General features: G+C 71.5%; 10 protein-coding genes. 6 read left to right on the top strand and 4 right to left on the bottom strand.

The features are described 5' to 3' along the window. Positions 1-27: 27 nt before the first annotated feature. Genes OG972_RS02870 through OG972_RS02880 form a run of 3 tightly spaced genes read right to left on the bottom strand, consistent with a single transcriptional unit; the run spans position 28 to position 3826 of the window. Positions 28-2415, bottom strand: coding sequence for a xanthine dehydrogenase family protein molybdopterin-binding subunit (locus OG972_RS02870; protein ID WP_266978101.1), 2388 nt, complete (start codon positions 2413-2415; stop codon positions 28-30). Positions 2416-2420: 5 nt separating this feature from the next. Then, the gene (locus OG972_RS02875) at positions 2421-2957 is read right to left on the bottom strand and encodes a (2Fe-2S)-binding protein (protein WP_266978102.1); all 537 of its coding nucleotides are present in this window, start codon (positions 2955-2957) and stop codon (positions 2421-2423) included. After that, positions 2957-3826, bottom strand: coding sequence for a xanthine dehydrogenase family protein subunit M (locus tag OG972_RS02880; RefSeq protein ID WP_266978103.1), 870 nt, complete (start codon positions 3824-3826; stop codon positions 2957-2959). The genes OG972_RS02875 and OG972_RS02880 overlap by 1 nt, the downstream gene beginning before the upstream one ends. A 142-nt stretch (positions 3827-3968) precedes the next feature. Between OG972_RS02880 and OG972_RS02885 the strand changes: the two genes are divergently transcribed. Together OG972_RS02885 and OG972_RS02890 are read left to right on the top strand one after the other, a co-directional pair. After that, positions 3969-5063: an XdhC family protein gene (locus OG972_RS02885; protein ID WP_266978104.1), complete on the top strand. Its 1095-nt coding sequence runs from the start codon at positions 3969-3971 to the stop codon at positions 5061-5063. 48 nt (positions 5064-5111) lie between these two features. After that, positions 5112-6395, top strand: a complete 1284-nt coding sequence (locus OG972_RS02890; RefSeq protein WP_266978105.1) for a TetR family transcriptional regulator — start codon at positions 5112-5114, stop codon at positions 6393-6395. 47 nt (positions 6396-6442) lie between these two features. Here OG972_RS02890 and OG972_RS02895 read toward each other — a convergent pair whose 3' ends face one another. Continuing rightward, a complete protein-coding gene (locus tag OG972_RS02895) occupies positions 6443-7807 on the bottom strand; it encodes an MFS transporter (RefSeq protein WP_266978106.1) in 1365 nt (454 codons plus the stop codon). Between the two features lie 301 nt (positions 7808-8108). Here OG972_RS02895 and OG972_RS02900 point away from each other — a divergent pair, with 301 nt between their 5' ends. Genes OG972_RS02900 through OG972_RS02915 form a run of 4 tightly spaced genes read left to right on the top strand, consistent with a single transcriptional unit; the run spans position 8109 to position 12148 of the window. Next, entirely contained in the window at positions 8109-9593 is a 1485-nt protein-coding gene (locus tag OG972_RS02900) for an aldehyde dehydrogenase (RefSeq protein ID WP_266978107.1), read from the top strand. A gap of 31 nt (positions 9594-9624) precedes the next feature. Further along, the gene (locus OG972_RS02905) at positions 9625-10569 is read left to right on the top strand and encodes a VOC family protein (RefSeq protein WP_266978108.1); all 945 of its coding nucleotides are present in this window, start codon (positions 9625-9627) and stop codon (positions 10567-10569) included. After that, complete coding sequence (locus tag OG972_RS02910) at positions 10566-11363, top strand: aspartate dehydrogenase domain-containing protein (protein ID WP_266978109.1); 798 nt, start codon at positions 10566-10568, stop codon at positions 11361-11363. Before OG972_RS02905 ends, OG972_RS02910 begins: the two co-directional genes overlap by 4 nt. Next, positions 11360-12148 (top strand): alpha/beta fold hydrolase, encoded by a 789-nt coding sequence (locus OG972_RS02915; RefSeq protein WP_266978110.1) that lies wholly within the window; start codon positions 11360-11362, stop codon positions 12146-12148. Before OG972_RS02910 ends, OG972_RS02915 begins: the two co-directional genes overlap by 4 nt. Positions 12149-12151: the final 3 nt, after the last annotated feature.

The following is a 12151-nucleotide window of genomic DNA, read 5'->3' on the forward strand; positions in this document are numbered from 1 at the left end:
CGGAGTCGGTTTCAGGTGGGGCCGGACTCAGGTGCGGGCTGCCGTACGGATGAGCGCGCGCACCCGGCTCGGCGAGAGGGGGCCGCGGCGTACGACCACGTCGAAGGGGCGCAGCGCGTCCTCGACGGCGCCGGCGAGTACCGCCTGCGGGGCGATCGCGCCGCCTTCCCCGAGGCCCTTGACGCCGAGGTCGTTCATGGGGCTCGGGGTGAAGATCTCGTCCATGTCGAGGTCGGGGATCTCCGAGGACGTGGGCACCAGATAGTCCATGTAGGTGCCGGTGCGGGGCTGGCCGTCGGGGCCGTAGACCATCTCCTCGTACAGTGCTCCGCCGATTCCCTGCGCAATGCCGCCGGTGACCTGGCCTTCCGCGATCATCGGGTTGACGATGTTGCCCGCGTCGTGGACGACGACGTAGTGCAGGATCTCGATCTCGCCGGTGTTTTCGTCGACCTCGACGACGGCCGCGTGCGCTCCGCTCGCGACCGCGAAACCCGGTGGGCGGAAGTGCACGGTCTCGCTGATCTCGGTGCCGTGCCGGCCGTCGGTGGGTTCGGGGGTGCCGGGCAGCGGTGCCTTCCCGGCCAGTTCCGTCAGGCTGATGGACGGGCCGCCCGGCTCCTTCGCGTGCACGACGCCGTCGCTCAGGTCGAGGCCGTCCGCCGCGACACCGAGGCGCCGGGCCGCCGCTTCGACGATCTTCTCGCGGACGAGGCGGCCGGCCCGGTGGGTGGCGTTGCCCGCATTGACCAGGGCGCGGCTGGCGATGGTGCCCACGCCGAACGGAGTGGCCTCGGTGTCGCCGCCGACCACGTCGATGGCATCGAGCGGCACCCCGATGGCGTCGGCGGCGATCTGCGCCATGGACGTGCGGTGCCCCTGCCCCTGGGAGGGGGCGCCGATGGCGAGCCGCACCCGGCCGCTCGGGGCGATGTCGATTCGCGCGGTTTCGAACGGTCCGAGGCCGGTGGCCTCTATGTACATGGCGAACCCGATGCCGACTCGCTTGCCGTCGCGGGCACCTTCGCGTTGCTGGGCGCGTACCCGCTCGACGTCCGCCTTCGCGACGGCGCGGCGCAGGAGTTCGGGGAAGTCCCCGGAGTCGTAGGACTGCGGTCTGCCCGAGCGGTCCACCAGGCCGGTCGCGTACGGCATCTCGTCGGGCCGCACAAGATTGCGGGCCCTCAGCTCCTCGGGCTCGATGCCCAGTTCAGCGGCCAGCCGGTCCATCGCCCGCTCCATGGCGAACACCGTCTCCGGGCGGCCGGCTCCCCGGTAGGGCGTGGCGAAGGTGGTGTTGGTGAGGACACCGACGACATCGATGTGCACGTTCGGGACGCGGTAGGGACCCAGGAGATGGCACAGCGAGTTGTACGGCACGACCAGGCCGGTCATGTTGTACGCGCCGAAGTTGACGGTGATCCGGTCGCGTACGGCGATGAGGCGGCCTTCGGCGTCCGCGGCGAGCTCGATGCGGTGGATCTGTTCGCGGGCGTGCGAGGAGGCGGTGAGGTTCTCGTTGCGGTCCTCGCGCCACAGCACGGGGCGGCCGAGGCGACGGGCGGCGTGCGGGACGAGGAGTTCCTCGACGTAGAGGATGCCTTTCTGGCCGAAGCCGCCGCCGACGTCCGCCGCGATGACGTGGACCGTGGCGGATTCCAGGCCGAGAGTGTGGGCGATGGCGTCCCGCAACCGGTGCGGGGTCTGGGTGCCCGACCAGACGGTCAGCCGGCCGCTGTACGGATCGACCTGGGCCGAGATCGCACGGGTCTCGATCGGCGACGCGACATAGCGGTGGGCATCGAACTGCTCGCTCACCACCGCGTGCGCGCCGGCGAACGCCGCTTCCGGGTCGCCGACGCGAGTGGCGACGGCGACTGCGGTGTTGTCCGCCAGATCCTCGTGCAGCAGGGGCGCGTCCGGGGTCAGGGCGTGTTCGGGGTCGACGAGCACGGGCAGCGGGGCGTACCGCACTTCGACGAGTTCCAGGGCGTCTTCGGCAAGGTAGCGGTTCTCGGCGAGGACGACGGCGACGGGCTGGCCGACGTAGAGGACCTTCTCGCGGGCAAGCAGTGGCATGGGCGTCATCCGGACCACCGGGTCCAGGAGTTCGGCGAGGCCCGGCGGGGTGCGCAGTTCCTCCTTGTTCAGCATCGCGGGCAGGTCCGCCACGTCGTCGCCGGTCCACACGGCGACGACGCCGGGTGCGGCGAGGGCCGCGGTCACGTCGACCGACTCGATACGGGCGTGGGCGTGCGGGCTGCGCAGGAAGGCGGCCTCGACGGCGCCGGGGAGGGCGATGTCGTCGACGTAGCGGCCGTTGCCGCGAAGCAGCCGGTCGTCCTCGACGCGTGGGACGGAACGGCCGATCCAGCCGCCGTTGCCGGGCCGGGCCCGGTCGAAGTCGTGGGACATGCGGGTCACTCCCCGAATCGCTCGTCGAGTGCCTGGCACACGGCACGGCGGATGTTGCGGTAGCCGGTGCACCGGCACAGATGCCCGCTGAGCGCGTCGGCGACCTGTTCCTCGTCGGGGCGTTCGGACTGCTCGGTCAGGGCGGTCGCCGTCATGACGAATCCGGGCGTGCAGAAGCCGCACTGCATGCCGTGGCACTCGTGGAAGGCCCGCTGCACGGGGGTGAGGGGGGCATCGGCGGGGGCCAGGCTCTCGACGGTGCGGATCTCGGCACCGGCGCATTGCACGGCCAGGGTCAGGCAGGTGCGCACCGGCTCGTCGTCGACGAGGACGGTGCAGGCCCCGCAGACCCCGTGCTCGCAGCCGACATGGGTGCCGGTGAGGCCGAGCCGGTCGCGCAGGAAGTCGCTGAGCAGCAGGCGGGACTCGACCTGGGCTGTGACTGGTCGTCCGTTGACGGTGAGGCCGATCTCGTGCCAGGCGGAGGGCTCGGCGAGCGGCGGTGTGCGCGCGGCGAGCGGGGTGGGGACGGAGGGGGTCATCAGCAGCGCTCCCAGGCGGTGGTGCAGGCGTGGACGAGGAGATGGGCGGCGCCCTCGCGCCGGTACTCGGCAGTGGCGTGGACGTCGTCGGAAGGGGTGAGGCCGGCCAGCACGGCGCGGGCCGCGGCGGCGCGGGCCTGCTCGCCGGCGTCGCTGCCCACGAGCGCGTCCTCGGCGGCGGGCAGACGTACCGGGACGGGGCCTGCGCCGCAGAAGACCACGCGGGCCGTGCGGACGGTGCCCGCAGCGGTGTCCCTTTCCAGGACGACTGCCACGCCGACGGTGGCGAAGTCGCCGTGCCTGCGGGTCAGTTCCTCGAAGGCCCAGCCGTGGTGTGCCGGGGGCGGCGGGAACACGACCTCGGTGAGGAGCTCGTCCGCGTCGACGGCGGTGGAGAAGGTGGCGACGAAGAAGTCCTCGGCGAGGACCGTACGGGTGCCGCGCGGCCCGGTGATCACGAAGCGGGCGTCCAGGGCCAGTGCCGCGGTGGGCAGTTCGGCGGCCGGGTCGTGGTGGGCGAGGCTGCCGCAGACGGTGCCGCGGTTGCGAATCTGCGGGTGTCCGATGTGGCCGATCGCGGCGGCCAGGAGCGGCCATCCGTCCCGTACCGCGTTGTCGGCAGCGGCGTGGGCCTGCCGTACTGCGGCTCCGATGCGGAGGTTGCCCGACTCGTCCACATGGAGGCGGCCGAGTTCGGGAATGCGGGTGATGTCCACGAGCAGCTCGGGTCTGGCGAGGCGCATGCTCAGCATGGGGATCAGGGACTGGCCGCCCGCCACGACCTTGGCCTCCCGCTCCTCGTCGGCGAGGAGGGAGACCGCCTCGCCGACAGTGTTGGGGGCGGTGTAGTCGAAGGATGTGGGTTTCAACCTGCTGCCACCGGACCTCTCGGGTCGTCGTCGCGTCGTGGCATTCGACACGACGAGATCTATCTAATACCTGAAATGATTTACACTAAAGTTTCTTCTTGGCAAGAGGTTGCCCGAGATTTCACTGCCCGAGGAGAGCAATATGCGACACGTCATCGACCAGGCAGCGGCCTGGCAGCGCTCCGGAACCCGCTTCGCCATGGCGACCGTCGTGCGGACCTGGGGATCGTCCCCGCACGGTCCGGGCGCGTCGATGCTCGTGTCCGAGGACGGTCGCATGGTCGGCAGCGTCTCGGGCGGCTGTGTCGAAGCCGCCGTCTGCGCGATCGCGGAGGAAGTACTCGCGGGGGCCGCCCCGACGGTCGAGCGCTGGGGAGTCGGCGACGAGGACGCTTTCGCGGTGGGCCTGACCTGCGGGGGAACGATCGAGGTACTGGTCCGCGAGGTAGGTCCGGAGGTACCGCTCGGCCGGCTTGCCGCCGACATCGCGGCCGGCGCGCCGGTCGCTCTGGTCACCCCCCTCGACAGCGCCGGCGGCCTGGTCGTCGGCGGCGGGACGGCGACGGGTTCACTGGGCGACCCACGCGCGGACCGGGCCGCGACCCTGGCTGCCGAGGGAATGCTCGGCCGCGGCGCCAGCGGGCTCGTGACCAGCGGGGACGGCTCGACCGACGACACCGGCTGCGCACCCCAGCAGGAGTTGCTGGTGCAGTCCTTCGCATCCCGGCCACGGTTGCTGATCTTCGGCGCGGTCGAGTTCGCCCGGCCCCTGGCAGACATCGGCGCCGCGCTCGGCCACAGGGTGACCGTCTGCGACGCCAGGCCCGCCTTCGCGGTGGCCGAACGCTTCCCGAGGGCCGATGATGTCGTCACCGACCGGCCCGACCGCTGGTTCCACGCCCATGAGGACCTGGTCGACGCTGCGACGGCGGTGTGCGTGCTGACCCATGACACCCGGTTCGACGTGCCGGTTCTCGCCCTCGCCCTGCGCAGCCGGGCCGGGTACGTCGGAGCCATGGGCAGCCGCCGGACGCACGAGGACCGTCTCGCACGACTGCGCACGGAGGGCACGACCGAAGCGGAAATCGCACGGCTGCGCTCGCCGATCGGACTGGATCTCGGCGGCCGGGGACCCGAGGAGACCGCCGTGTCGATCATGGCCGAGATCGTCGCGGTGCGGCGCGGCGGAAGCGCACTCCCACTCACTCTGCGAACCGGCCCTGTCCACAGGGTGTGACCGTTTTTGAACGACTGTTTTTATGAACACTCGTTTAATGTGAACCATGTGGATCCAGAGAACAAGAGCCGTCGACGACCGGCCGGAAGCCCCACGTCAGGAACCGGGCAGGGAGAAGGGCAGCCGTCGCAGCGCCGCCCCGGCTCCCACGACCCGGAGGGCAACCGTCACGCGGTCCTCGACGCGGCCCGGCGGCTGTTCGGCGCGCACGGCTACAAGGGCGTAGGGGTCCGTGCCATCGCGGCCGAGGCCGGGGTGACGCCCGGCCTGGTGATGGCGTACTTCGGTACCAAGGACGGTCTGTTCCGTGAGGCGGTGGGCAGCGGGTCGGGCGTCACCACCGACGTTCTCGCGGCCGCGGCCGACAACTCGGGCGAACTGCCCGCGGCTCTCGCCCGCGCGTACCTCGACCGCTGGGACCGCCTGCCGGCCGACGATCCCTGGCCCGCGCTGATCCGCTCGGCCGTCAGCCACCCGCCGAGCGCCGAACTTCTGCGCACGATCCTGGAGAAGCAGGTCGGCGAGCCGCTCGCGCGGCTGCTCGGCGACTCGGCCGACGCCGAGGTGCGCGCCGCCGTGGTTCGGAGCGTCCTTTTCGGCGTAATCATGGAGCGGTATGTCTTCGCTCATGAACCGGCGGCCTCCGTCCCGACCGAGGAGCTCGCTCCGGCGCTGACGGACGTGCTCACCGCCGCTTTCGGCGAAGCCCTCGCCGGCGCTCCCCCATCGGCACCGGGCGCCGCGACCGCAGGCGAGGGCGTGCCCGCGCGCCCGCACGCGGACAGCCCGGCCGGGGTCGGCGCGACCCCGCGGCCCCCCTCGGTGACCGGCTCGGAGCCTGTACGCCCTGAGCCTCTTCGCGCGGAGCCCGTGGCCCCCGGTGCGGACGACTCCCCCTCGGCCCTGTTCGCGACACTGAACGCGTGCGCCGTTCGCCATCAGGCGCTGATCGGCAGGACCGTCCGCGAGTACGGCATCAGCCTGCCCGCTTACGACGTGCTCGCCACCCTCCGTGACGCGGGCGAGCCCTACCGCCGCACGATGGGCGAGGTGGCGGCGGCCGGCGCGGTCCGCGCGGGCGGTCTCACCCAGCACGCGGACCGTCTGGAAGCGGCGGGTCTGATCCGGCGGGAGCGCGACGCGGACGACCGCCGGATCGTCCGGCTGCGTCTCACCACGGAGGGTCTCGAACTCGCCGACCGGGTCTTCGCCGTACGGTCGGCCCAGGAGCGGGAGTTGCTCGCCGGGCTGGGCGCGTCAGACCGGCGCCGGTTCTCCGGGCTGCTCGGAGCCCTGGGGCAAACGCTGGGGGCCGATGTACCGGAGCAGTGATCGCTGCTCCGGGCCACCGGCCCCGCACCGGGACTGCCGATCGCGTTTCAGGAGTTGAGTTCCTCCAGCGTCCTGCCCTTGGTCTCGACGGCGAACCACGCGATCACGGCGCCCACCGCGGCCACCACGGCGAGCTGCGCGAAGACGACGGCCAGACTGCCGCCCGCGCCGATGATCGCGCCGACGGTCACCGGACCGAGGATGACACCGAACCGGTTCCACAGACCGCCGAACGCGGCGCCCTTGGCCCGGTTGAACGTGGGGTACAGCTCGGGCGAGTACAGGTAGAGCCCCGCGTTGATCGCGTACAGGAAGAAGGTCGTGCACGAGGCGAAGACGGCGACCTGACCGCCCGAGGTCGCACCGGCCAGTGCGAGGACGCCCAGCGAGAGCACGGTGCCGACGAGCGCCCCGACCAGCGCGGGCCTGCGGCCGATGCGGTCGATCAGCAGGGCCACGACGAGCGTGCCGAGCAGGCCGGTGACGTTGCTGAGCAGGGTGTAGACGAGCGCGGTGGTCAGATCCAGTCCGAACTGCTTCGTGTACAGCGACGGCAGCCAGGTGGAGATGCCGTGGTTGACGTAGTACGCGACGAACCACAGACCCGACAGCACGGCCGTCCGCCGAAGATAGCGCCCCCGGAACAGGTCGCTCAGCCGGCCCTGGGAGGTCTCGTCGGGCAGCGTCGCGGCGGGTGCCGGCAGCGGCTCGGCAGTGGCCTGGGTGACCTCCGCCTCGATACGGGCGAGGGCCTCCTCGGCCTCCTCCGTACGGCCACGGGACAGCAGCCAGCGCGGGGACTCGGTGACGTGGCGGGGCAGCAGGGCGGCGATCAGCACCGGGAGGGTGCCGACGACGAACATCGCGCGCCAGCCGAAGTTGGGGACCACCCATACGGCGACCAGGGTGGCCACTGCGAGTCCCGCCGGGAAGATCATCTCGTACAGCAGGACGAAGCGGCCCCGCTTGTCGGAGCGGGCGATCTCGTTGATGTAGGTGGCCGCGACGGGCACGACACCGCCGATGCCGAGACCCTGGACGAACCGGAAGAGCGAGAAGGTCTCGATGCTGCCGGAGAAGGCGACGGCGAGGCTGGCGAGACCGGTGACGGCGACGCCGAGGGCGACGGTGCGCACGCGGCCGATCCGGTCACCCATCCAGCCGGCGGCCAGTGCCCCGAGCAGCATGCCGATGGAGGCGGAGGTCACGGCGAAGGTGGCCTGCCCGGTGGTCAGGTGCCATTCCTTCATCAGGACGGGCAGTGCGGAGGCGGCCAGCAGCTGGTCGAACGCCTCGAAGAAGGTAACGGTGCCGATCAGGAATCGGACCTTGACGTGCCAGCGCGAGTGCGGCAGTCGTTCAAGTCTCGCGGCTATGGAGCCAAGGGCTGGCTTGCCGGCCACAGTCGTCATGGAGGGGGTCCTTCCGCTGACAGAGGAGTTGCGGAGACAGTAGGGTCCCGTATCTAAGCGGTCAATGGTTAAGGGCTTAGAAACCTGACGACCATCTATTTGTCGACTATCTTCGCCGCCACAGACCCCATGCTCAAGGCCCCCTCGATATCGATTTCAACTCGAGTCTTGCGCAGAGAAAGTTAAGCCCTTAGATTTCTAGCACTTCGACAGTGCAGGCAGCCCAAGCGCTCCGGTCTCGCGCCGAGCGCATCCGCACCCGAAGTCCCCTCATTCCGCCGCCTCGCCCGGAGGTTCTCCCGTGCCGCACTTCCCCACCGACATCCTGATCGCGGGCCAGTGGCGACGCGGCGCGGGTGAGCCCGTCGACACCGTCGACCCGGCGACCGGCCGCGTTCTCGCCACCGTCCACTCCGCGTCGGCGGACGAGGTCGCCGAAGCGGCCGAGGCCGCGGCGAAGGCAGCTGCGGACCCGTCCTGGCGGGACCTGCTCCCCCACGAGCGCGCCCGGCTGCTGCACCGGATCGCCGAACTGACCGAAGAGGCCGCCGACGAACTCTCGGCCCTGCAGACCGCCGACACCGGCAAGACCCTCGCCGAGACCCGGGCCCTCGCGCTCAGCGCGGCGGGCACCTTCCGCTACATGGCGGCCGCCCTGGAGACGGCGGAGGACTCCGTCACCCCGTCCCGCGGCCCGTACGTCACGATGAGCGTGTTCGAACCGATCGGCGTCGTCGGCGCGATCAACCCCTGGAACTCCCCCGTCGCCAGCGACGCGCAGAAGATCGCTCCCGCGCTCGCGGCCGGGAACGCGGTCCTTCTCAAGCCCGCGGCCTGGACCCCCCTGGTCTCCCTCGCCCTCGGCCGTCTGATCACCCGGGCGCTCGACGAGTTCGGGCTGCCCACGGCCCTGCTGTCGGTGCTGCCCGGCAGCGGCCGGGTGGTCGGGGACGCCCTCGTACGCCATCCCCTCGTCGCCCGCATCGGATTCACCGGCGGCACGGAGACCGGGCGGTCCATCGCCGCGGTCGCGGCCGAGAAGCTCGTCCCCGCCTCGCTGGAGCTGGGCGGCAAGTCGCCGACGATCGTGCGCGCCGACGCGGACGTCGAACAGGCCCTGGCAGGCGTGCTGTTCGGGATCTTCTCGTCCAGCGGCCAGTCCTGCATCGCCGGTTCCCGGCTCTTCGTGGCCCGCGAGATCTACGACTCCTTCGTCGGCGAACTCGTCGAGCGGGTCCGCAAGTTGCGCGTCGGCCCCGGCACCGAACCGAGCACCCAGGTCGGCCCGCTCGTGCACCACCGCCACCGCGACTCCGTCGCCGCCTATGTGGACCTCGCCCGCTCCGAAGGCGCGCGGGTGCTGTGCGGCGGGTCCGCCCCCGAGGGCGAGCGGTACCAGGACGGCGCGTACTACCTGCCGACCGTCCTCGACGGGCTGCCGAACACCTCCCGCACCTGCCAGGAGGAGATCTTCGGACCCGTGCTGGTCGCCCTGCCCTATGACGACGAGGACGATCTGGTCCGCCAGGCCAACGACTCGGTCTACGGGCTGGCCTGCGGCATCTGGACCCGCGACCTGCGGGCCGCGTGGCGGATCGCCCGCCGTATCGAGGCCGGCACCGTCTGGATCAACACGTACAAGCAGTTCAGCGCCTCCACCCCGTTCAGCGGGTGGAAGGACAGTGGCCTCGGTACGGAGAAGGGCCGCGACGCGATCCGCGCCTACCAGCGCCAGAAATCCCTGTACTGGGGCACCTCCGACCTCCCACTCCCCTGGGCCAACTGACCCGGCACGCCTGCCCGTCTTGGAGAGACTCATGCACCAACCACCACCCGGTCCGATCGCCCGGCTCCGATCGCTGCGCTACGTCGAGCTGCACACGCCGGCCTTCACCGAGGCCGCCGACTTCTACGAGGAGGTCTGGGGCCTTCGGACCGTCGAGTCCGACACCGGCGCCCGCTGGCTGCGCGGCACGGGAGACGAGCACCACGTGCTCCACCTGACCGAGCGGGAGCGGGTCGGCCTCGGCCGGATCGCGTTCGCCGTCGCGACGCCCGCCGAGGTCGACGAGGCCGCCCGGCGCCTCGAAGCACGCTCCATCGTTCCCGCCTTCGGGCCCGGCCCGCTGGAACAGGCGGGCGGCGGCTACGGGTTGCGGTTCACCGACCCCGAGGGGCGCCTCATCGAGATCAGCGCCCAGGTCGAGGCGGTCGTCCCGCGCGGCCGGGACGGCGCCGTGCCCGTCGGGGTCACGCACGCCGTGCTCAACACCACCGACATCGACACCGCCGTCGCCTTCTACTGCGATGTACTCGGTCTGCGCGTCTCCGACTGGTCCGAGCACCAGATGGCGTTCCTGCGCTGCAACGCCGACCACCACTGCATCGCCTTCAACCAGGCCGAGTGGACCTCGCTCAACCATGTGGCGTACGAGATGACCTCGGTCGACCACTTCATGCGGGGCCTCGGCCGGCTGCGCCACCACGGCATCACCCCCCAGTGGGGCCCCGGCCGGCACGGTCCCGGGAACAACACCTTCTCCTACTTCACCGACCCGTCGGGGCTGGTCTGCGAGTACACCTCCGAGGTCGCCCAGATCGTCGAGGACGCCTGGATCGCCCGGGTGTGGCGGCGGGTGCCCGACCTGTCCGACCTGTGGGGCACGGCCGGTCCGCCGTCGAAGGAGATCCGCTGCCACATGGCGGGCACGCCGGACCCCGGCCCGCTCGCTCCCCTCGACGCCCAGGAGGCAACCGCATGAGCACCGTACGCAAGGTCGGCGTGGTCGGCTGGGGTGCGATCGGCCGGGTCGTCGGCACCGCCCTCGCCGATGGGCAGGTGGGCGGCGCCGAGCTGGTGTGCGTCGTCGACAACCGTCCCCTCGGTGAAGCCGCGCCCGCGAGTCAGGTCACCTTCGAGGAGGCCCTGGAACTCTGCGACCTGATCGTCGAGGCCGCGGGCCAGGGCGTCGTGCGGGAGTGGGGAGAGCGGGTGCTGGCCTCCGGCACCGATCTGCTGATCGCCTCCAGTGGGGCGCTGACCGACGACGAGTTGGCGAAGCGGCTGCTCGCGGCGGGGCCGGGCCGGGTGTACTTCACGGGCGGCGCCGTCGGCGGTCTCGACCTGCTCCAGGCGGCACGCTCACTCGGCCCACTGGACGAGGTGCGCCTGACCACCACCAAGCTGCCGTCGACCCTCGAACAGCCTTGGATGGATGAGGAGTTGCTGACCCGGATGCGGACGGCAACCGGACCGGTCGAGGTCATGTCCGGCACCGCCCGCGAGGTTCCGGTGAAGTTCCCCAAGTCGACGAACGTGGCCGCGTCGGTCGCGCTGGCCGTCGGCGACCTGGACGCTGTGCGGGTCCAGGTCGTCGCCGACCCGGCGGCGCACCACACCCGGCATGTGATCGAGGCGTCCGGCCCGCACGGTGCGTACCGCTTCGAGGTGGCGCATCTGCCCGACCCGGGCAATCCGGCAACCAGCCAGGTCGTGCCGTACGCGGTGCTGCGCAGCCTCGCGGCGCTCGCCGGACGGACGGGGCAGATCCTTTGAGCGGCCGCGTCGACGTCCATGTGGAGGAGGCCGGTGACCGGGGTCCGCTGCTGCTGTGCCTGCACGGCATCGGCTCGTCGTCGGCCGCGTTCGCCCCACAGCTCGCCGAACTCTCCTCGTACGTAAGGGTCGTGGCGTGGGACGCCCCGGGCTACGCCAAGTCCCCCGACCCCGAGGAGCCGCTCACCCTCGACGACTTCGCGGACACGGCGGCCGCCCTCATCCGCGAGCGTGCCACGAACGCGCATGTGCTCGGCGTCTCCTGGGGCGGTGTGATCGCGCTGCGGCTCGCCGCCCGCCACCCGGAGCTCGTCGCCTCGCTGATCGTCGCCGACTCCAGCCCCGGCTCGGGCACGGACGAAGCGAAGGCCAAGGGCATGCGGGCGAGGGCGGCCGAGCTGGCCGAGCTCGGCGCGCGCGCCTTCGCAGAGGCGCGCGGACCGCGGCTGGTGTCGCCGGGCGCTCCGGACCATCTGGTGCGCCGGGTCGTGCGGACCATGGCGGAATCGGTACGGCTGCCGGGTTACGCGTACGCCGCCGAGTCCATGGCCGCGGCCGATCTGCGCGCCGAACTCCCCTCGATCACCGCGCCCACGCTCGTGCTCTGCGGCGACCAGGACAAGGTCACCGGCATCGAGGCGAGCCAGGCCATCGCCGGGGCCATCCACAGAACCGCCTACGTGATCGTCAAGGACGCCGGTCACCTGGCCAACCAGGAGCAGCCCGGGCACTTCAACGCCTGGGTGCTCTCCCACCTCCGCATCACCGCATCCATTCCCGAATAGGAG

The organism is Streptomyces sp. NBC_01669 (assembly GCF_026339735.1).
GTDB classification, from domain to species: Bacteria; Actinomycetota; Actinomycetes; order Streptomycetales; family Streptomycetaceae; genus Streptomyces; species Streptomyces yanii.

Bases quoted from the DNA above. Each gene is read 5' to 3' on its own strand.
- OG972_RS02905 (WP_266978108.1), top strand. From the start codon at position 9,625: ATGCACCAACCACCACCCGGTCCGATCGCCCGGCTCCGATCGCTGCGC.
- OG972_RS02870 (WP_266978101.1), bottom strand. From the start codon at position 2,415: ATGTCCCACGACTTCGACCGGGCCCGGCCCGGCAACGGCGGCTGGATC.
- OG972_RS02910 (WP_266978109.1), top strand. From the start codon at position 10,566: ATGAGCACCGTACGCAAGGTCGGCGTGGTCGGCTGGGGTGCGATCGGC.
- OG972_RS02875 (WP_266978102.1), bottom strand. From the start codon at position 2,957: ATGACCCCCTCCGTCCCCACCCCGCTCGCCGCGCGCACACCGCCGCTC.
- OG972_RS02885 (WP_266978104.1), top strand. From the start codon at position 3,969: ATGCGACACGTCATCGACCAGGCAGCGGCCTGGCAGCGCTCCGGAACC.
- OG972_RS02895 (WP_266978106.1), bottom strand. From the start codon at position 7,807: ATGACGACTGTGGCCGGCAAGCCAGCCCTTGGCTCCATAGCCGCGAGA.